This window comes from Pseudomonas sp. 1L-C-7-B-C1 (assembly GCF_057291635.1).
The window spans coordinates 104,169-122,960 of the sequence record NZ_JBXAWH010000011.1 but is presented as its reverse complement, the minus strand read 5'-3'; the positions used below and the strand labels follow the sequence as shown (position 1 = coordinate 122,960).

Here is an 18,792-nt window from a genome sequence, read left to right as displayed (position 1 = left end):
AGGACGTTGATGTTTTTTGATCGGACTTCACCAAGAGTCGTAAGGGATGCCGAACTTGTCGATGTATGCTCGCGACTCTGGCTCTAGCTCCAAGGCATAACGGCCGTTTGTACGCCCTTGGTCAGGTCCTTTTTCAACGACCTTGGCTTGCACGCGGCTGACTTCAATCGCATCAATGCAAACTCCCATGAGCCAGGTTTTGACAACGCCACCGGGAGCGAGACCTACCACCAGATTCTTTCGGTAGTCATCGATCCATACCTTGCTTGCATCGCAATAGGTTTTCCCCCCTTCAAGCATGGATTGCTGAATCTGCTCCGGGATATCAATGTAGGCTTCATAGGTTTGGGGTTCTGCCAACGATTGCCAGCGGACATAAATCAGCCGAGGGACATCCGCTCGCCACACGTGTTTACCCTTTCCGTCGCCCGGTCGTGTAGGCCAGCCTTTTGGATTCCCCCGGAGATTGGGTGGCGTCTGGATCCCCGCCACGCCACTCATGGCCCGTCTGAATAACCGGCCTTTGACATCGACGACGTTTGCGGTCTCAATCCAGACTTCCATGTAGTTGGGAGCAAAGAAGCCCAGTCGCCATGCGTCATAAGGCAGCTCCACCCCGTAGTCGTTAGCGCTACTGCATCCGCTCAGGATCAGGCCCAATACGCATCCGAACAGGACGTTGATGTTTTTTGATCGGTCTTTACCAAGAGTCATAAGGGATGCCGAACTTGTCGATGTATGCCTGCGATGCCTCATTGGGAGGCCGGTAGTAAAGGCCTTTTGAATGGCCTTCATGAGGACCTTTCTCGACTATCCGACCTTGTACGCGGCTGACTTCAACCGCGTCGATACAAACTCCCATGAGCCAGGTTTTGACAACGCCACCGGGAGCGAGACCTACCACCAGATTCTTTCGGTAGTCATCGATCCATACCTTGCTTGTATCGCAATAGGTTTTCCCGCCTTCAAGCATGGATTGCTGAGTTCGCTCCGGAATATCAATGTAAGCCTCGTAGGTCTGTGGCTCGGCCAAAGACTGCCAGCGTACGTAGATCAGCCGGGGAACATCTGCTCGCCAGACGTGCTTACCTTTTCCGTCGCCCGGTCGTGTGGGCCAGCCTTTTGGATTCCCCCGGAGATTGGGTGGGGTCTGAATCCCCGCCACGCCACTCATGGCCCGTTTGAACAACCGCCCTTTGACGTCGACGACATCGGCTGTCTCAATCCAGACTTCCATGTAGCTGGGAGCAAAGAAGCCCAATCGCCATGCGTCGTAAGGCAGCTCCACGCCGTAGTCATTAGCGCTGCTGCATCCGCTCAGGATCAGACCCAATACGCATCCAAGCAGCGCGTTTAACCTACCGATTGCCATGAATAATCCGCTGATGGTCATCAGTTGGCCGGTTGATGAACATTGGTCCGATGCTCGTTCGATTCCTGTCTTTCACAGCGTTCCAACTGGCTGAAAGGTGGATGTAGCGTAGTAACAACAAGTCCTCTTCAGCGGCGGTTAGATCAAGCGTTGTTCTCCTGCCTGTTGCATAACCCAGAATCTTCGCTGAAATGGTGGCGAGATCAGTCGGCAAGGACAGGCGCTGGTCGTGCTCGTTGATAACATCGAGCGGGGCGCCGTGCTGTACTGCCAGCTCCCGCATCACCCGCAGATAAATCTTCGACAAGTCTCCATCCACTTCACGATCAAGTGTGGTGAGGACGTAAACCTGCTTGTGAAGGGGGATTTGATTTTCCTGCGTGCGCTCTTCGTCTTCGGAGCGGCAATGTATATCCACCTCAAGACCCTGATCGACCAAGCGTCTAACCAAAGGGCCGACGCTTTGAATGGATTGTGAAAACGCAAGCGACTGTTCGTTGGGTGTGGTCTTTCGTTCCCGACTACTTGCCGGTTTCGCGACCAGCAGCCGTTCACGCATACGAGGCCGGTAGCCGCCGCCAATGTCTGAATGCGAGCCGGGCAGAACGATATCGTTCTCGGTGCGGATCAGGGCGAAGTTCAATCGATGCTCATCCCGCGCCACCAACTGCACCACTTTGCGGGCGGCACCGGTTGGAAGTCCCAGGTTGAGTCCTCCGTTGCGATCATTGCCGGGGCTGAAATCCAGCATTAACGGCGTGACAATGGCTGGCACGGTATCGAAGAGGCCGATGAAGTTCAGATGTACATCATGCTGGACACGCCAACCGAACCCTTCAACGAATATTGAGGCACTGGGAGGCAATGCTTTTGCAAGCAAGCTCTCGACGCCTTTGCGCATGTCATTCGCGAAATGACGAGCCGCAGCTGCTCCGCGGCTGAAACCGAAGATATCGATCTCAAGGCGGCGAATAGTTACTTCAGGATTGTTGCGGTTAAACCTCAGCAAACGCTCCACAACCGACTGCGAACTCTGTTCAACACGCGCCAGTACTCCATTTTTTCCTCTCCCAGTTGCTTGACTCCAAAGATCGTCGTGTCCGCCGCTGACAGTTCCAATCCCTTCGATGTACACCGCTATGGAAGCTTCATCAGCTGCTGAATCAATATGCTGGCCGGCTTGGTCCCTATACAAATCATAAAGCCGCGCCACATTCGAGGTGTCATTCCCAAAGCTGTTGTCTGGCGCACTCCCGTCAATCCCATAGCCAAACTCGGCGCAGAACTTCTGAATTTCTTCGGCTTCATTTTCCAGCCCGACATCCCGCGCCATGCAACCTGCAACTGTTTCGCTGTTGGCCTGGTTGTTACCGGTGCCGTCAAAGAACACGCCGAGGCGCAGAGTAATCAGTTGCTCTTGCTCGACTTCTTCTTCCTCTTCTTCGAGGTCCTGCTCCATCTGCGCGTTGGCAGTACGGCGTGCGCCAAGTGGCATCGACGTAGTTGCAACGGCAGCACCCTGCTTGTAACCAGCGGCGGAAAAAGGCCTGCCGGCTACTGCCGCCGAACACTCCTCGTTCTCGTAAGTGGCACAGAATAGCGACGGCTCCAACCGGGCTTTACAGGGGCAACCGCTGACACTGTCCAGGGTGCCGGCCAAGCGAATGCCGTCACTGGTCATGTGGGAAATTCCGCCCTCGATCCGATACATTTTACCGTCGACACCGCACTTCACCGCGTCGCCCTCTCGCGACTGATCGAGGCCGTGCAACCCCATGCCGGATGTTGCTTCCATCACGAATCCGCCACAGCTGGTCTTGTCGTAGAGTCGAATGTAATAACCGGTAGCCATCAATGCTCGGTCCCTGTTCAGGTGTCGCGTCCATGCGAAAGAGTGGGGATGTGGGAGATCCACGCGAAAGCCTGATGGGCAGGTCGCGCAATGGAACCAAGTGGGGTGTTATTCGGCGTTAGCGCTGCCAACGGCAGGCAGGAAGTCGGCAGCCAAAGGGACGCCCTGGCGGGCTACGAACGGTCTGTGGGGCTGTGGCGTGTTGATGATCTCGTCGCCGTTGCACAAGCGGCTGCCCACCAACGCAACGTGACCATTGCTGTGGCCTGCGCCTGTGATGATTTGGGCGGTGGAACCATCCGGATAAAGAACGCAGTCTCCCTTATGCGCTAAGCGCACTTGCTCGCCGTTCTCCAGGATGCAAGTGATGGTCGACTGCGTTTTTTGAACAATGCCGCCGTTGCGCGTCTGGCTGCCTTCAGTGGCAAGCCGGTAGATGCCGATGGGCGGATGGGCCAGGCAATAGGCTTCGTTTCTGCGAATAACCGCTACAGCGTCTTCGTGAAATTCAGCCATTTGTTCAGAAGTGAAGGTGGGCGTGTCGAGCGACTGAAGAAAGTCGCCTGTCACTTCATTGGTGTACATCGGAGCGAGTGAGGTCGTCATGCCCAGGTCCTGAGTCGTGATCATTCTGAGAGGGGCCGTATCAATCAATGCGGAATGATTGAGCGGGTCGGACAGAAATGATGATCAGGGTCAAAGCCGGAAACCGAAGCGTCTTGCCTGCGATGACGTAGGACGGAAATGAAAAGCGCGTCGTCCATTTCTTGCAGAAAGTGTCTGTTCGTACTCAGCAAAAAGCCCCTGACTCTTCCGAGTTCAGGGGCTTCACTGTGCGTGTGGGCGAGTGTCAGACAGTCATGTGCAGACGGACATCGACGTTGCCGCGTGTGGCATTGGACTAAGGGCACACTCGGCGGGCTGCATCGACCGGCGCCTGGGCTACGGCTTGTTCAAAGCCAGCAGACTGATGTGCAGTACTGCGCTACTGCTTAGTGTGCACGTTAAATTTTGAGGTTCTTGAGAATTGCCGATTACGGCAGCCGATTAGAGGCTCTCGAGCAGATTTCCACGCAGGGCAAGCAGGTCTTTCTGCAGGGCCTTGAGCTGCTCAAGATTGATGCCGCTGGCGGCGAGAATGCATTGCGGAACGCTCTGCGCCTTTTTGTGCAGCGCCTTGCCTTGCTCGGTCAGGGTCAGCAGCACCACGCGCTCGTCTGCCTTGCTGCGGGTACGGCGGATCAGGCCTTCGGCTTCCAGACGTTTGAGCAGTGGCGTCAGCGAGCCAGGATCGGTCAGCAGGCGGGTGCTGACTTCTCCGACGGTCAAGCCGTCGCGCTCCCACAGCACCAGCATCGCCAGGTATTGCGGATAGGTCAGGTTCAGTGCCTGGAGCAGTGGCTTGTAGACCTTGGTCATCATCAGCGACGTCGAGTACAGGGCGAAGCACAGCTGGTTATCCAGCAGCAGCTCGTCGCAACTGCCAGCGCCAGCCTTGTGGGTGGGCTCGTTGGCGTTCATGGGGTGTCCCTCTCAGTCAGTAATGCTCGGTAATTTAGTGCCCTGCTGTTTAATGCACCAGATAATTTCTGTAATGGCCGGGCGTGGGGTTTTCTATCGCCCGCCTCAGCCGCGGATCGTTTCCACACCCTGATATCGTCTCAGCGGATTTCCTCAACGGCACTGACTGCGTAGCATGCGCGCAGAAATCGGATCAGAGGATCGGCCGTGATTGTCGATGTATTGATGTACCTGCTGCTGGGCGCCGCCATGGGCACACTGGGCGGCCTGTTCGGCATTGGCGGCGGGCTGGTCGCCATTCCGGCGCTGGGCGTGTTGTTCGGGCTTGATCAGCAACTGGCCCAGGGCACGGCGTTATTGATGGTGCTGCCCAATGTGCTCCTGGCGCTGTGGCGTTACAACCAGCGCAATCGGGTGTCGGTGCGTCATGCGCTGATGCTCATCGTGCCCAGTTTCACGATGTCCTGGCTGACCTCGCTGTGGGCCGTGCGCGTCGACCCGCAAATCATGCGCCTGGGCTTTGTCGGCTTTCTTGTGGTGCTGACGCTGTTCAACCTGATCCAGATGGTCTGGCGCAACGGGACCGTAGGCGCCGAGTTGCGGCACACCCGTTGGTTGTGGCTGCTGGGCCTCGGCTCGGGCGTGACTGCCGGGCTGTTCGGCGTCGGCGGCGGGGTGATCGCGACGCCGATTCTGACCGGCTTGTTCGGTGCGACGCAGGTGGCGGCCCAGGGCCTGGCGCTGGCCCTGGCGGCGCCGAGCACCACGATCACGCTGGCGACCTACGCTTTGCACGGCCACGTCGACTGGCTGATGGGTATTCCCCTTGCGATTGGCGGACTGGCCAGCATCAGTTGGGGGGTCGCCTTGGCGCACAGTTTGCCAGAGCGCGTACTGCGATCGCTGTTCTGCGGCTTTCTGGTGATTTGCGCGATCATGCTGTGCTTCAAGCTGTGATGCCGGATGTCATGAATGCGTTACAGCCTGAACCCCTCCGCAATGTGATCGGCCAGGCACTCGGTGATTGGCGAAGGATTGTTGGGATTGCGCAGCAGCACGATGCTCGCCGACGGCAACTGCGGCAGCCCATGCTGCTCCCCCAATACTTCCAGGTCCGAGGTGATCAGGCTTTGCAGCTGCGCCGTCACCGCCAGTCCTGCGCTGACCACGGCCATGATCGCTGACAGGCTCGCGCTGGTGTAGGCCACGCGGAATTCGCGGCCGGACGCCTGCAGCGCGTTGATTGCCCACTGCCGGCAAAAGCAGTCGGTGTTGAACATCGCCAGCGGCATCGGCGTTTGCTCCTGTGGGCAAAAGCCTGCGCCGACTGCCCAGACGAAGCGCTCCTGGCGCAAGATCTGGCCGATTTCCTTGCCAGGCTCGCGGGTGACAATGCTCAGGTCCAGGTCCTGGCGTTGTAGCAACTGCGACGAAGACTCGCAATGCACCTCCACCTGTACCAACGGGTAGGCCTGGGCAAAGCGCTGCAGAATCCCCGGCAGAAAGCGCATCACGTAATCGTCCGGCGTACCGATTTTCACCGTGCCAACCATGTGCGGCTCGCGCAGGGTGTTAAACACCTCGCTGTGCAGTTTCAGGATCCGTCGCGCGTAGCCCAGCAGCACCTGGCCTTCCGCGGTGAAGCTGATGGTGCGGCCGTCTTTCAAAAACAACGGGCGCCGCACCACGTCTTCCTCCAGCCGTTTCATCTGCATGCTGACGGCGGACTGCGTGCGATTCACCACCTCGCCGGCCTTGGTGTAACCGCCCTCATCGGCGATCGCGACAAAGGTGCGCAGCAGCTCGCTGTCGATACTCGGGTAGGTGGTCATGCATCAATCTCCCAGATGCAGTGCATAAGAAACATTCGTTGGATTGATCTTAGGCGCGGCGAGAGAATCTGCCCATCCCCACTGGAGGGCAGGACGATGAAAGGTCAAAAAGGTTACGTATTGGTCGCAAAACCTCTGTCGCAGGAATCCGCGCCGGAACGCTGGTGGAAATCGGCCGTGGCGCAGGTTGCTCGCTGGCGCAAGCTGCATCACCAGCGTGTCGAACTGGCCACCCTCAGCGATGACGCGTTGAAAGACATGGGCCTGAGTCGGGCGGATGTCTACGAAGAAGTGGAGCGTCCTTTCTGGGATGACCCGATGAAGCGCTGACAGAACAGCGGGTGATCGGTTAGCGTTGGGCACCGCCATGGAGGTCGCAATGCCCGCCGAACCGCCGATTCACCCGCCACTTTCCCTCAAGCACGCGCGCCGCCTCGCGCTGGCCGCCCAAGGCTTTAACAGCCGCCAGCCGCCTGCGACGATCAAGGCCGCGCATGTCACGCAGTTGGTCCAGCGACTCGGCGTGCTGCAGATTGATTCGGTCAATGCGCTGGTGCGATCGCACTACTTGCCGCTCTTTTCCCGGCTCGGCCCTTACCCGCGCACATTGCTGGAGCAGGCGGCGTGGAGCCAGGGTCGGCAACGCAATCTGTTTGAGTATTGGGGCCATGAGGCGTCATTGCTGCCGGTAGAGCTGTACCCGCTGATGCGCTGGCGGATGCAACGTGCGGCCCAGGGCGAGGGCATTTATCAGCAACTGGCGAAGTTCGGCCGCGAGCAGCAGATCACCATCGCCCGGGTGTTGCAGACCGTGCGCGAACAGGGCGCGTTGGGCGCGGGCAGCATCAGCACCCGGCAGGATCGCGCCGGACCCTGGTGGGACTGGAGCGCCGAAAAGCATGCGCTGGAATGGTTGTTCGCAGCGGGTGAGGTCACGGTCGCCGGTCGTCGCGGTTTCGAGCGCCTGTACGATTTGCCCGAGCGGGTTCTGCCGGCGGCGATCGTCAATCACCCTGATATCGGCGAATCCGACGCCCAGCGAGGCTTGCTGCTGCATGCAGTCAAGGCGCTGGGCGTCGGTACCGAAAAGGACGTGCGCGATTATTTCCGGCAGGACCCGGCACCCGCCAGGCGCGGGTTGGCTGAGCTGGTGGAGGAGGGCGTGGTTCAGAGGGTTCAGGTGCAGGGCTGGAAGCGACCGGCGTACACTCTTGCGGGGTCGGTCGTGCCACGCAAAGTGGCGGCCAGTGCGTTGCTGTCGCCTTTTGATTCACTGATCTGGGAGCGGGGGCGCACCGAGCGGCTGTTCGATTTTCGCTATCGGCTGGAAATCTACACGCCCCAGGCCAAGCGTCTTTACGGCTACTACGTGCTGCCATTTCTGTACAACGAGCACATCGTTGCCCGGGTTGATCTTCGTGCTGAACGGGCAGCCGGGCGCCTGGCGGTACATGCGGTGCACGTGGAAGAGAAAGGGCTGGACGATGAGGGCATGCAAGCATTGGCCGGAAATCTGCGTCAACTGGCAGATTGGCTGGGCCTGCCCCAGGTGCAGATCAATTGCCAGCGAGCAAGTGCTGCCCGCTTGAGGGCTGCGTTTCTCGCGTGCGGCGTGGAACACCTCTAGCCGCCAATCTGCTCCTGGCACGGGCATTCTGCATGGAGGCTAAACGACAGTTCATGCAGAACACACGGGTTGTTCATCTGTTAATTCCTGCAACCTGTTGATTTATAACGATAAATAATCATGTGGGCAGTTGGCCCGTCCCCTGCAACCACCAAGGTATGCAAACGCTTTTGTATCAACCTGCCCATAAGGATCTTGAAAATGACTGACATCAACAAAGAATCGATCTCGCTGCTCAACGACCTGATCGAAACCAGCAAAGATGGCGAGAAAGGTTTTCAGGCCAGCGCAGAAGACATCAAAAATCCAACCATCAAAGCATTTTTCCTGAGCCGCTCGGCTGAGATCGCAACTGCGGTGCGCGAGCTGCAGTCCGAAGTTCGCGCACTGGGCGGCGATCCAGAAACTTCCTCCAGCGTCAGCGGCACTCTGCACCGCGCGTGGGTCGATCTGAAGTCCACTCTGACCGGGAAAGATGACACCGCGATTCTCAATGAAGTTGAGCGTGGTGAAGACGTCGCGCTGAAGGCTTACAAAGAAGCGCGCTCGAAGGCTGTGGAAAAGAACCTTCCAGCCACCGTTCAGTCGCTGATCGACAAGCAGCTGCAGGGTGTACAGGATAACCACGACAAAGTAAAAGCGTTGCGTGACGCCTCTCGCGCCGCCAGCTAACAGTTGCCGCGAAGAAAAAACGCCAGCCCGTCTGGCGTTTTTTTATGCGCGTCGTATCAGTGCGTTAGGAGCCAGCTCGTGGCTGCCAAGATGTGTCCAACACTGGCGCGTCGCCTTATCGCCGAACCTGCTTCAACGTCTCGGCAATCAAAAACGCCAGCTCCAGCGACTGATCGGCATTCATCCGTGGGTCACAATGGGTGTGGTAACGGTCCGACAAGCCGTCTTCGGTAATCGGACGTGCGCCGCCGATGCATTCGGTGACGTTCTGGCCGGTCATCTCGATGTGAATGCCGCCGGCGTAGGTGCCTTCGGCCTGATGCACCTGAAAGAACTGCTTCACTTCCGCCAGGATCTGGGCGAAGTCGCGGGTCTTGTAACCGCTGCTGGCCTTGATCGTGTTGCCATGCATCGGGTCCGAACTCCACAGCACTTTCTTGCCTTCGCGTTCCACTGCACGGATCAGCGCCGGTAGATGGTCGCCAACCTTGTTGGCGCCCATGCGCGCGATCAGGTTCAGGCGTCCCGGATCGTTGTCCGGGTTGAGGATGTCGATCAGCCGGATCAGGTCATCGGTATTCATGCTGGGCCCGACCTTGACGCCGATCGGGTTCTTCACCCCACGCAGGAATTCCACGTGGGCGCCGTCCAGTTGCCGCGTGCGGTCGCCGATCCACAGCATGTGCGCCGAGCAATCGTAAAAGTCATTGGTCAGGCTGTCGCGGCGAACGAAGGCTTCTTCGAAATTCAGCAGCAGCGCTTCGTGGGCGGTGAAGAAACTGGTTTCGCGCAACTGCGGCGAGGTGTCCATGCCGCAGGCACGCATGAAAGCGAGGGTCTCGTCGATGCGATCGGCAAGCTGGCTGTACTTGTCCGACAGCGCCGAGTTGGCGATGAAATCCAGGTTCCACTTGTGCACTTGATGCAGGTCGGCAAAACCGCCCTGAGCAAAAGCGCGCAGCAGATTGAGGGTCGCGGTGGACTGGTGATACGCCTGAAGCAGACGATCCGGGTCGGGCACGCGGCTTTTCTCGTCGAAGCCGATACCGTTGACGATGTCACCGCGGTACGCCGGCAGGGTCACGCCGTCAATTGTCTCGTCGTTGGAGGAACGCGGTTTGGCGAATTGCCCGGCCATGCGCCCGACTTTGACGACCGGGCAACCGGCGGCAAAGGTCATGACGATCGCCATCTGCAGCAGCACCTTGAAGGTGTCGCGGATTTTCGCAGCCGAGAATTCGAAGAAGCTCTCTGCGCAATCGCCACCCTGCAGCAGGAACGCCCGGCCCTCGGTCACCTCGGCAAACTGCCGGCGCAGCTCTCGCGCTTCCCCGGCAAACACCAGCGGTGGATAGCTGGCGAGGGTCTGCTCGACACGGCGAACGTGGTCCGCGTCCGGGTATTGAGGTTGCTGCTGGATAGGCAGGTTCCGCCAGCTGTCGGGGCTCCAGGGTTGGCTCATCTTGAACTCGAAGTCAGTGCGATCGGACAGGCATGTTAGCAGCTCGCCTCGAGAATTTGCGTGACCTGCGGGGCGCGATTCGCCGACAATTCGCGCTTTTCCGGGCCGCCTCTTGCGTCTGTCTGCACACGAGGCCCGGGGCGCGGCAACGCCGATCCTTGCGGGCGAGCTCCCGAACCACTCTGACCATGGGTACGAAGACAGCAATGACCGAGGAACGCGTAGAGCACGTGTTGGCCGAAGTTCACGACGAATTCGGCAAGATCCGCGTACTTGAAGTGGCCGATTACCGCTTCCTGGAGTTCGGTGATTCCATCGAGCAGAGTTGCACGTTCACGGCCGATCCGGCGTGGCTCGAATACGATTACACCCGCGCCATGTTCATTGGCGCGCTCTGTCATCCAGCCCCGGAAAGCGCGCTGTTCATGGGGCTGGGGGCGGGCACGCTGACCCAGGCGTGTCTGAAGTTTCTGTCCCTTGACGATGTCGAAGCCATCGAACTGCGCGCCGATGTGCCGCGTCTGGCCATGGAATTCATGGGCCTGCAGGACGATCCCCGGTTGTACGTGCGCATCGGCGACGCCCTCGACCTGCTGCCGACCGCCGAAGACGCTGACCTGATCTTTGTCGATCTCTACACCGACACCGGCCCTGCGGTGGGCCATCTGGCCTGGGGCTTTCTCGAGAAATGCCAGCAGCGCCTCAACCCCGGCGGCTGGCTGATCATCAATCAGTGGGCATCGGACGACGGCAAGCCGTTGGGCGCGGCGCTCCTGCGCGGGCTGTATCACCGTCATTACTGGGAGCTGCCGGTGAAGGAGGGCAATGTCATCCTCATCGTCCCCGCCGACCTCGATCAGACGCTGGACATTGACGCCCTCACCCAGCGCGCCGAGAGCCTCGCGCCGCAACTGGGCTATTCGCTGTTGCCGCTGATCAAGACGCTGCGGCCCGCCACCTGATCAGCAATCCTTGAACACCGGCGTGCGTTTCTCCAGCAACGCCTGCAGGCCTTCTTTGGCGTCCTCGCTGTCCAGCACACGCCGGACCAGCGCGGGCAACGCTTTCGCGGCAACACTTTCACCCTCGAGCACCGCCTGACGCGCGGACTCCAGGGTGGTGCGAATCCCCAACGGCGCGCGGTCGGCAATGTGCCGGGCCAGGCGCAGCGCCGAGGGCAACAGGTCCTCGGGTGCCATCACTTCCTGCACCAGCCCCATGCGGCAGGCTTCGTGGGCGTCGAACTCATCGCCCGTCAGCAGCCAGCGCATGGCATTGCCCCAACCCGCGATCTGGTGCAGCCGCAGGGTCGCGCCGGCGCAGGCAAAAATGCCGCGCTGCACTTCCCGATGGGCGAAGCGGGCATTGCTCGCACAGAGATTGATGTCAGAGGCGAGCATCAGCTCGATGCCCAGCGTCAAGCACCAGCCCTGGGCCGCGACGATCACCGGCTTGCTCACCCGCGGTCCGATCGACAGGCCCCAAGGGTCGAAACCGCCGGCCGGCAGCGTCCAGCCGTCTCTCAATGCCGGCCCTGCCTCAGCCAGATCGAACCCGCCGGTAAAATGATCGCCGTGGGCAAACACCACCGCGACCCGCGCCTGGTCGTTACGCTCGAACTCGCCGTAGGCCAGGCTCAACTGATTGAGCATGTGCATGTCGAAGGCGTTGCGTTTGGCGACCCGGTCCAGGCCGATGAGCATGATGGCGCCGCGCTGTTCCCGGCTGACGTGGCCTTTGATCGAAGAGGTCATGTCGCTGTTTCCTGCAGATGAGGAGAAAGGGAGGGTGGGGTGTCGCACTGTCCAGATGAATCGTTTAAGCTCTGCTCGCTACCGATACCGGGCACTTGAAAAGTAGACACTGACGCAGCTTTGCGCAAAGCCTGTGACAGTTGGCCGCAAGGGGCTGTTTCCCGAAAAAAATCCTCACTTGTTTCAGCATTTCCGGTATAGTGCGCGCCGGCCTTTCATAGGGCCCTCGTCACGGTTTAGGTTCGCGAAGCCATCTTCTCGAACCGGTTCGGTCACGAACCACCCATGACGATCCATTCATCAATACGTTTTCGCAAATCCCCGCCGACAAAGCAGCCAGGGTGACTCTAGGGTCTTACACGGCACGCGCAGCTTTGAAGCATGGGTCTTTGCGGATGCACTCAGAGGCAGACCCATGACCCAGGAAACCGGCGGCTTCGCCGCTCTTAACCTTCACCCGACAATTGTTGCAGCTGTAGTAGCCACCGGCTACGAAGAGCCTTCGGCCATTCAGCAGCAATCGATCCCCATTATTCTCGCCGGTCACGACATGATCGGTCAGGCGCAGACAGGTACCGGTAAAACCGCCGCCTTCGCTCTGCCCATCCTGAGCCTGATCGACCCGACGAAACGCGAGCCGCAAGCGCTGATCCTCGCGCCGACTCGTGAGCTGGCCCTGCAAGTGGCCACCGCGTTCGAAACCTACGCCAAGCAAATGCCGGGCGTGACCGTTGTGGCTGTCTACGGCGGCGCGCCAATGGGCCCGCAGCTGAAGGCCATTCGCAACGGCGCTCAAATCGTCGTCGCTACCCCGGGCCGTCTTTGTGACCACCTGCGTCGTGACGAAAAAGTCCTGGCGACTGTGAACCATCTGGTTCTCGACGAAGCTGACGAAATGCTCAAGCTGGGCTTCATGGATGACCTCGAAGTCATCTTCAAGGCCATGCCTGAAACCCGTCAGACCGTGCTGTTCTCGGCGACCCTGCCGCAGTCGATCCGCGCGATCGCCGAGCGTCACCTGAAAGACCCGAAACACGTCAAGATCCAGAGCAAGACCCAGACCGTTACCGCGATCGAGCAGGCTCACCTGCTGGTTCACGCTGACCAGAAGACCTCTGCCGTGTTGAGCCTGCTGGAAGTCGAAGATTTCGACGCCCTGATCATGTTCGTGCGCACCAAGCAGGCCACTCTGGATCTGGCCAGTGCCCTTGAAGCCAAAGGCTACAAGGCTGCTGCGCTGAACGGCGACATCGCTCAGAACCAGCGTGAACGCGTCATCGACTCCCTCAAGGATGGTCGTCTGGACATCGTTGTTGCGACTGACGTTGCTGCCCGTGGTCTTGACGTTCCGCGTATCACTCACGTGTTCAACGTTGACATGCCGTACGACCCGGAAGCCTACGTTCACCGTATCGGCCGTACTGGCCGTGCCGGTCGCGAAGGTCGCGCCCTGTTGCTGGTAACGCCGCGTGAGCGTCGCATGCTGCAAGTGATCGAGCGCATGACCGGTCAGAAAATCGCCGAAGTCCGCCTGCCGGACTCCCAGGCCGTTCTCGATGCCCGCATCAAGAAACTGACCAACAGCCTGTCGCCGCTGGTCGCTGATGCTGAAGCAAGCCATGGCGAATTGCTGGACCGCCTGACTGCCGACATCGGTTGCACCCCGCGTGCCCTGGCCGCTGCTCTGCTGCGCAAGGCCACCAATGGTCAGGCGCTGACCCTGAGCGCGATCGAGAAAGAACGTCCATTGGTGCCGAACAACGCGCCACGTGGTGACCGTCCTGAGCGTCCGGCAGGCGACCGTCCTGATCGTGGCGACCGTGAACGTCGTGCCCCGGTGCCGTTGGCCGAAGGCCGTGCTCGCTGCCGTACCGCGCTGGGTGCCCGTGACGGCATCGCTGCGAAAAACCTGCTGGGCGCCATCCTCAACGAAGGTGGTCTGGCTCGCGAAGCAATCGGTCGCATCCAGGTGCGTGACAGCTTCAGCCTCGTCGAGCTGCCGGAAGACGGCCTCGAGCGTCTGCTGGCCAAGCTGAAAGACACCCGCGTTGCCGGCAAGCAGCTGAAGCTGCGTCGCTATCGCGAAGACTGATCTGCTCTTGAGCTGATCGTCTGAATAAAAAAATCCCCGACTGGTTCGGGGATTTTTTTGCGTGGGATTTGGGGGCTAGTGCTGCGTTTGGATGACTATTTGAAGGGGACTGATTTATTTACAACGCTTCACCGTAAATTAATCTGTCCCCGTTTTGTCTCTGGCGCCGATCCCATAGACGGAGGGGGGAGGCACCAGGCCGAGTGGGTTTTGGTTTGGTAGGACCGGCTTCAGCCGGGAAGGCGTCGGTTGCCACACAACTGACCGGGGACAGATTAATTTACGATGAAGCGCTGTAAATAAATCAGTCCCCTATAAGTGTAAGTCCCCTATAAGTGCATAATCGATGGTGTTTGACCTGGCCTCTTCCCGGCTAAAGCCGGTCCCACAGGGCTGTATCCACCCCCTCAACCAAACCGATAAATGTCCATCCCCAACGCCCCCATGGTGAAACCCTGGTGCTCAATGCTGAATTTCCCACCCGCCGCCCGAGCGAAATACAGCGGCAGAAGGTGTTCATCGGTCGGGTGGTTGCGCGCGGCGTGGGGCGCCTGGTTTCGGTAATCGTGCAGCGCTTTCAGATCATCGGCCGCCAGCTTTCCCACCATCCAGTCACGGAACGCCAGGGCCCACGGCGTGATGCTTTCAGGTCCCGCCTGCCAGTCCAGCTCTCGCAAGTTATGGGTGATGCTGCCAGAACCGATCAGCAGAACGTTTTCCTCGCGCAGTCCATTCAGCGCCTGCCCGACCGTCGTCTGCAGGGCGGGGCCCCCGCGCGTAGGCAGCGAGACCTGCACAATGGGAATGTCCGCCTGCGGGTACATCAACGACAAGGGCACCCAGACGCCATGGTCGAACGGTCGTTGGGTGTTCATGCGCGCTGGCAGGTCAGCCTCTGCCAGTAGTTCCAGCACGCGATGCGTCAGCTCTGGCATGCCGGGTGCCGGGTACTGAACGGCGAAAAGTGCGGATGGGAAGCCGCCGAAGTCATGCCAGGTCTCCGGCTGGGGATTGCCGTTGACCAGCAGTTCATTGCTTTCCCAGTGCGCCGAGACCATAACGATGGCTTTGGGGCGCGGGAGGGTGGCGGCCAGACGCGCAAGCGCCGGGCCGCTCTCACCCGGTTCGAGGGCAAGCATGGGCGAGCCGTGGGAAATGAACAGGCTAGGCAGCATTTGCAGTGTCCTGAGCGTATAAGGTGAGTGGCATGATCGGGCAGTACATCCATCTAAATCTAATATAAGTTTTCGTCCGTTTTGATCGGGATATCAGGAGTGTCTATGGAGCCGCGTTTTTGGCATGAGCGCTGGGCGATCAATCAGATCGGTTTCAATCAGGCGTCTGTGAATTCGCACTTGCTGCGCTTGTGGCCAGAGCTCACCGCCATGCCAGGGGAGCGCGTGCTGGTGCCGTTGTGCGGCAAAAGCATCGACATGGTCTGGCTGCTCAACCAGGGTTTTTATGTGGTAGGCGCAGAATTGTCTGAGATCGCAGTCGCCGGATTCTTCAGCGAGAACGGCTTGCAGCCGACGGTCGAGGAGCGTGGCGCGCTCAAGGTTTATCGTGTGGAGGGCTGCGAGATCTGGTGCGGTGACTTCTTTGCGCTAAATCCCGACGACGTGGGCGACTGCACCGCATTCTACGACCGAGCCGCCCTGATTGCGCTGCCGCCGGACTTGCGCTGGCGTTACGTCAAACAGCTCAATCACTTGCTGTCGAAAGATGCCTGCGGCTTGTTGGTGACGCTGGATTACGATCAGTCGCTGATTGCCGGCCCGCCGTTCTCAGTGGATGAGGATGAGGTGCTGCAGCTGTTGTCCCCTGATTGGCGGGTCAAGCGCGTCGCGGATCTGGATGTGCTGGAGCAGGGCGTGAAGTTCAAGCAGGCGGGCGCAACATCCCTGATGGAATATGCCTATCGGCTGTATCGGCGATAAGGAAGGGGCAGGCTGGCGAATGGGCTCCCGTGCTGAAAGATCCAGCGGATGTGGATACGTCTTCGTGAGCAAGCTCACTCCCACAGACCGCCTATGCGCACAAAATCTGCGACAGGCGAAAGAAAAGGGCGACTTCACGTCGCCCTTTCTCGTCCAGCTATCACGGAATCAACCGCGGCGACGAAGCGCCTCGATGCGTTCTTCCAGCGGCGGGTGGCTCATGAACAGCCCGGCCAGGCCGTGCTTCAAACCACCGTTGATGCCGAACGCCGTCATGCTCTCAGGCATTTGCACCGGAACGCCCTGTTCCGAACGCAGACGCTGCAGCGCGCTGATCATTGCGCCCGTACCGGCCAGGCGGGCACCGGCGTCGTCTGCGCGGTATTCACGCTTGCGCGAGAACCACATGACGATGGCGCTGGCGAGGAAGCCCAGAACGATTTCAGCGAATATGGTCGCGATATAGAACGCGATGCCACGGCCTTCTTCGTTCTTGAAGATCACCTTGTCGACGAAGTTGCCGATGATCCGCGCGAAGAACATGACGAAGGTGTTGACCACGCCCTGGACCAGCGCCAGCGTCACCATGTCGCCGTTGGCCACGTGACCGATCTCGTGAGCCAGCACCGCCTTCACTTCATCGGGCGAAAAACGCTCCAGCAGGCCCTGACTGACCGCGACCAGGGCGTCGTTCTTGTTCCAGCCGGTGGCGAAGGCGTTGGCTTCGTAGGCGGGGAAAATACCCACTTCCGGCATCTTGATGCCCGCATCGCGGGACAGTTGTTCCACGGTCTGCAGCAGCCATTGCTCATGGCGGGTGCGGGGTTGGGTAATGATTTCGGTGCCCGTGCTCATCTTCGCCATCCATTTGGAGATGAACAGTGAGAACAGCGAACCGGCAAAACCGAACACGGCGCAGAAGATCAGCAGCTGATTGAGGTTCAGATCAACCCCGTTGGCCGCCATGAACCCGTTGAAGCCAAAAAGGCTCAGGGTGATGCTGGCAATCAGCACGACCGCAAGGTTAGTGGCCAAAAACAGCAAAATGCGCATCATGGTTAAGAGTGTCTCCTCGGGAAGAATATGTAACGTACTGCGGGGGTATATAAGGTGATGTCGGGGCGTATTCAACCGGGCGATCATTTCAAACTGTGTCGTCTGGCGCCGGCACGGCAATAGAGGCCCTCAGCGAGAGGTGAGGGGCATAGCGATGGGGCTCAAAACCGTAGGAGTCGGCTTGCTGGCGAACCCGGTGCGTCAGGTAACATCGTCGTCACTGATCGACCGCGCTCGCCAGCAAGTCGGCTCCTGCAGCAAGCAGCGTTACTGCTTATAGGTCTTCAGGAAGTTGCCGATCCGGCCAATGGCCTGTTCCAGATCGTCCACACGCGGCAGCGTCACCACGCGGAAGTGGTCCGGCCACGGCCAGTTGAACGCCGTGCCCTGAACGATCAACAGCTTTTCCGACAGCAGCAGGTCCAGCGCGAACTTCTCGTCGTTGTGGATCGGGCAGACCTTCGGGTCGATGCGCGGGAAGGCGTACAGCGCACCCATCGGCTTCACGCAGCTGACACCCGGAATGTCGTTGAGCAATTCCCAGGTCCGGTTGCGTTGTTCCAGCAGACGGCCCGGCGGCAGGATCAGGTCGTTGATGCTCTGATAGCCGCCCAGCGCGGTCTGGATCGCGTGCTGACTCGGCACGTTGGCACACAGGCGCATGTTCGCCAGAATGTCGATGCCTTCGATGTAGCTTTGCGCGTTGTGCTTGGGCCCGGAAATCGCGATCCAGCCGGAGCGGAAACCCGCCACGCGGTAGGACTTCGACAGCCCGTTGAAGGTCAGGCACAGCAGGTCCGGTGCCAGCGAGGCGGTGCAAATGTGCACGGCGTCGTCGTAGAGGATCTTGTCGTAGATTTCGTCCGAGAAGACCACCAGATTGTGCTGACGGGCAATCTCCAGCATCCCCAGCAACACTTCACGGGAATAGACGGCACCGGTCGGGTTGTTCGGGTTAATGATCACCATGGCTTTGGTGTTCGGCGTGATCTTGGCCTTCATGTCCTCCAGATCAGGCCACCAGTTGGCCTGCTCGTCGCACAGGTAATGCACCGGGTTGCCGCCCGACAACGCCACGGCGGCGGTCCACAGCGGGTAGTCCGGGGCCGGCACCAGCACTTCATCGCCGTTGTTGAGCAGGGCCTGCATCGACATCACGATCAGTTCGGAGACGCCGTTGCCCAGATAGATGTCTTCGATGCCGACACCTTCGACCTGCTTCTGCTGGTAGTACTGCATCACAGCCTTGCGTGCGCTGAACAGGCCTTTTGAATCGCTGTAGCCCTGGGCCATGGGCAGGTTGCGGATGACGTCCTGCAGAATCTCGTCCGGCGCCTCGAAACCAAACGGCGCCGGGTTACCGATGTTCAGCTTGAGGATGCGATGGCCTTCCTCTTCCAGGCGCTTGGCGTGCTTGAGCACCGGCCCGCGAATGTCGTAGCAGACGTTGGCGAGCTTGTTCGATTTGCTGAACTGCATGGTGATTGGTCCCGAAAAGAGACGGCCCGCTGTGTGAAGATGCGCAGACCGCTGAGCATGACGCCATCAAAATGGGTTTGTACGCGAGAAACGCGGGTGACAGACTGGCGTCCAACGAAGGCGCAATCATACGTGC

At 59.6% G+C, this 18,792-nt stretch carries 18 protein-coding genes; 7 read left to right on the top strand and 11 right to left on the bottom strand.

The features are described 5' to 3' along the window. Positions 1–27: 27 nt before the first annotated feature. The 5 genes from AC0Z8Z_RS17730 to AC0Z8Z_RS17710 form a co-directional block, all read right to left on the bottom strand. Positions 28–714 (bottom strand): DUF2931 family protein, encoded by a 687-nt coding sequence (locus AC0Z8Z_RS17730; protein ID WP_485619955.1) that lies wholly within the window; start codon positions 712–714, stop codon positions 28–30. Further along, positions 701–1,393 (bottom strand): DUF2931 family protein, encoded by a 693-nt coding sequence (locus AC0Z8Z_RS17725; RefSeq protein ID WP_485619954.1) that lies wholly within the window; start codon positions 1,391–1,393, stop codon positions 701–703. Before AC0Z8Z_RS17725 ends, AC0Z8Z_RS17730 begins: the two co-directional genes overlap by 14 nt. After that, on the bottom strand, positions 1,359–3,224 hold the full coding sequence (locus AC0Z8Z_RS17720; protein ID WP_485619953.1) for a PAAR domain-containing protein: 1,866 nt from the start codon (positions 3,222–3,224) through the stop codon (positions 1,359–1,361). Before AC0Z8Z_RS17720 ends, AC0Z8Z_RS17725 begins: the two co-directional genes overlap by 35 nt. Positions 3,225–3,332: 108 nt before the next feature. Next, positions 3,333–3,830: a hypothetical protein gene (locus tag AC0Z8Z_RS17715; protein ID WP_172609225.1), complete on the bottom strand. Its 498-nt coding sequence runs from the start codon at positions 3,828–3,830 to the stop codon at positions 3,333–3,335. A gap of 441 nt (positions 3,831–4,271) precedes the next feature. Then, positions 4,272–4,745, bottom strand: coding sequence for a MarR family winged helix-turn-helix transcriptional regulator (locus tag AC0Z8Z_RS17710; RefSeq protein ID WP_485619952.1), 474 nt, complete (start codon positions 4,743–4,745; stop codon positions 4,272–4,274). Between the two features lie 225 nt (positions 4,746–4,970). Here AC0Z8Z_RS17710 and AC0Z8Z_RS17705 point away from each other — a divergent pair, with 225 nt between their 5' ends. Then, complete coding sequence (locus AC0Z8Z_RS17705; protein ID WP_122535760.1) at positions 4,971–5,702, top strand: sulfite exporter TauE/SafE family protein; 732 nt, start codon at positions 4,971–4,973, stop codon at positions 5,700–5,702. 20 nt (positions 5,703–5,722) lie between these two features. Here AC0Z8Z_RS17705 and AC0Z8Z_RS17700 read toward each other — a convergent pair whose 3' ends face one another. Then, positions 5,723–6,577: a LysR substrate-binding domain-containing protein gene (locus AC0Z8Z_RS17700; protein WP_065993052.1), complete on the bottom strand. Its 855-nt coding sequence runs from the start codon at positions 6,575–6,577 to the stop codon at positions 5,723–5,725. Between the two features lie 96 nt (positions 6,578–6,673). Between AC0Z8Z_RS17700 and AC0Z8Z_RS17695 the strand changes: the two genes are divergently transcribed. From AC0Z8Z_RS17695 to AC0Z8Z_RS17685, 3 genes are all read left to right on the top strand, one after another. Then, positions 6,674–6,907 carry a DUF1127 domain-containing protein gene (locus tag AC0Z8Z_RS17695; RefSeq protein ID WP_240356910.1) on the top strand — a complete coding sequence of 78 codons (234 nt, stop codon included), beginning with the start codon at positions 6,674–6,676 and terminating at the stop codon, positions 6,905–6,907. 49 nt (positions 6,908–6,956) lie between these two features. Next, positions 6,957–8,204 (top strand): winged helix-turn-helix domain-containing protein, encoded by a 1,248-nt coding sequence (locus AC0Z8Z_RS17690; protein ID WP_485619951.1) that lies wholly within the window; start codon positions 6,957–6,959, stop codon positions 8,202–8,204. Between the two features lie 201 nt (positions 8,205–8,405). Then, positions 8,406–8,876 (top strand): PA2169 family four-helix-bundle protein, encoded by a 471-nt coding sequence (locus AC0Z8Z_RS17685; protein WP_485620039.1) that lies wholly within the window; start codon positions 8,406–8,408, stop codon positions 8,874–8,876. A gap of 115 nt (positions 8,877–8,991) precedes the next feature. On the opposite strand, the gene AC0Z8Z_RS17680 is transcribed toward AC0Z8Z_RS17685, so the two are convergent. After that, positions 8,992–10,338 (bottom strand): class II 3-deoxy-7-phosphoheptulonate synthase, encoded by a 1,347-nt coding sequence (locus AC0Z8Z_RS17680; protein ID WP_122535607.1) that lies wholly within the window; start codon positions 10,336–10,338, stop codon positions 8,992–8,994. A 206-nt stretch (positions 10,339–10,544) separates the two neighbouring features. On the opposite strand from AC0Z8Z_RS17680, the gene AC0Z8Z_RS17675 reads away from it, so the two are divergent. Beyond that, entirely contained in the window at positions 10,545–11,300 is a 756-nt protein-coding gene (locus AC0Z8Z_RS17675; RefSeq protein WP_485619950.1) for a spermidine synthase, read from the top strand. On the opposite strand, the gene AC0Z8Z_RS17670 is transcribed toward AC0Z8Z_RS17675, so the two are convergent. Then, positions 11,301–12,092: a crotonase/enoyl-CoA hydratase family protein gene (locus AC0Z8Z_RS17670; protein WP_485619949.1), complete on the bottom strand. Its 792-nt coding sequence runs from the start codon at positions 12,090–12,092 to the stop codon at positions 11,301–11,303. Positions 12,093–12,507: 415 nt separating this feature from the next. Between AC0Z8Z_RS17670 and AC0Z8Z_RS17665 the strand changes: the two genes are divergently transcribed. Then, positions 12,508–14,184, top strand: a complete 1,677-nt coding sequence (locus AC0Z8Z_RS17665; protein WP_122623792.1) for a DEAD/DEAH box helicase — start codon at positions 12,508–12,510, stop codon at positions 14,182–14,184. 407 nt (positions 14,185–14,591) lie between these two features. Here AC0Z8Z_RS17665 and AC0Z8Z_RS17660 read toward each other — a convergent pair whose 3' ends face one another. Beyond that, entirely contained in the window at positions 14,592–15,359 is a 768-nt protein-coding gene (locus AC0Z8Z_RS17660; protein WP_485619948.1) for a DODA-type extradiol aromatic ring-opening family dioxygenase, read from the bottom strand. A gap of 105 nt (positions 15,360–15,464) precedes the next feature. Here AC0Z8Z_RS17660 and AC0Z8Z_RS17655 point away from each other — a divergent pair, with 105 nt between their 5' ends. Next, positions 15,465–16,121, top strand: coding sequence for a thiopurine S-methyltransferase (locus AC0Z8Z_RS17655; RefSeq protein ID WP_485619947.1), 657 nt, complete (start codon positions 15,465–15,467; stop codon positions 16,119–16,121). Between the two features lie 168 nt (positions 16,122–16,289). Here AC0Z8Z_RS17655 and htpX read toward each other — a convergent pair whose 3' ends face one another. Together htpX and AC0Z8Z_RS17645 are read right to left on the bottom strand one after the other, a co-directional pair. Then, entirely contained in the window at positions 16,290–17,177 is an 888-nt protein-coding gene (gene htpX, locus AC0Z8Z_RS17650; RefSeq protein ID WP_037011815.1) for a protease HtpX, read from the bottom strand. Between the two features lie 267 nt (positions 17,178–17,444). Beyond that, entirely contained in the window at positions 17,445–18,656 is a 1,212-nt protein-coding gene (locus tag AC0Z8Z_RS17645) for a pyridoxal phosphate-dependent aminotransferase (RefSeq protein WP_122535600.1), read from the bottom strand. Positions 18,657–18,792: the final 136 nt, after the last annotated feature.

What these genes read in the sequence shown, in the direction of transcription:
- AC0Z8Z_RS17720 (WP_485619953.1), bottom strand. Translation starts at nt 3,224, where the DNA reads ATGGCTACCGGTTATTACATTCGACTCTACGACAAGACCAGCTGTGGC.
- AC0Z8Z_RS17725 (WP_485619954.1), bottom strand. Translation starts at nt 1,393, where the DNA reads ATGACCATCAGCGGATTATTCATGGCAATCGGTAGGTTAAACGCGCTG.
- AC0Z8Z_RS17660 (WP_485619948.1), bottom strand. Translation starts at nt 15,359, where the DNA reads ATGCTGCCTAGCCTGTTCATTTCCCACGGCTCGCCCATGCTTGCCCTC.
- htpX (WP_037011815.1), bottom strand. Translation starts at nt 17,177, where the DNA reads ATGATGCGCATTTTGCTGTTTTTGGCCACTAACCTTGCGGTCGTGCTG.
- AC0Z8Z_RS17665 (WP_122623792.1), top strand. Translation starts at nt 12,508, where the DNA reads ATGACCCAGGAAACCGGCGGCTTCGCCGCTCTTAACCTTCACCCGACA.
- AC0Z8Z_RS17690 (WP_485619951.1), top strand. Translation starts at nt 6,957, where the DNA reads ATGCCCGCCGAACCGCCGATTCACCCGCCACTTTCCCTCAAGCACGCG.
- AC0Z8Z_RS17675 (WP_485619950.1), top strand. Translation starts at nt 10,545, where the DNA reads ATGACCGAGGAACGCGTAGAGCACGTGTTGGCCGAAGTTCACGACGAA.
- AC0Z8Z_RS17700 (WP_065993052.1), bottom strand. Translation starts at nt 6,577, where the DNA reads ATGACCACCTACCCGAGTATCGACAGCGAGCTGCTGCGCACCTTTGTC.
- AC0Z8Z_RS17730 (WP_485619955.1), bottom strand. Translation starts at nt 714, where the DNA reads ATGACTCTTGGTAAAGACCGATCAAAAAACATCAACGTCCTGTTCGGA.
- AC0Z8Z_RS17695 (WP_240356910.1), top strand. Translation starts at nt 6,674, where the DNA reads ATGAAAGGTCAAAAAGGTTACGTATTGGTCGCAAAACCTCTGTCGCAG.
- AC0Z8Z_RS17705 (WP_122535760.1), top strand. Translation starts at nt 4,971, where the DNA reads ATGTACCTGCTGCTGGGCGCCGCCATGGGCACACTGGGCGGCCTGTTC.
- AC0Z8Z_RS17655 (WP_485619947.1), top strand. Translation starts at nt 15,465, where the DNA reads ATGGAGCCGCGTTTTTGGCATGAGCGCTGGGCGATCAATCAGATCGGT.
- AC0Z8Z_RS17685 (WP_485620039.1), top strand. Translation starts at nt 8,406, where the DNA reads ATGACTGACATCAACAAAGAATCGATCTCGCTGCTCAACGACCTGATC.
- AC0Z8Z_RS17645 (WP_122535600.1), bottom strand. Translation starts at nt 18,656, where the DNA reads ATGCAGTTCAGCAAATCGAACAAGCTCGCCAACGTCTGCTACGACATT.
- AC0Z8Z_RS17670 (WP_485619949.1), bottom strand. Translation starts at nt 12,092, where the DNA reads ATGACCTCTTCGATCAAAGGCCACGTCAGCCGGGAACAGCGCGGCGCC.
- AC0Z8Z_RS17680 (WP_122535607.1), bottom strand. Translation starts at nt 10,338, where the DNA reads ATGAGCCAACCCTGGAGCCCCGACAGCTGGCGGAACCTGCCTATCCAG.
- AC0Z8Z_RS17710 (WP_485619952.1), bottom strand. Translation starts at nt 4,745, where the DNA reads ATGAACGCCAACGAGCCCACCCACAAGGCTGGCGCTGGCAGTTGCGAC.
- AC0Z8Z_RS17715 (WP_172609225.1), bottom strand. Translation starts at nt 3,830, where the DNA reads ATGACGACCTCACTCGCTCCGATGTACACCAATGAAGTGACAGGCGAC.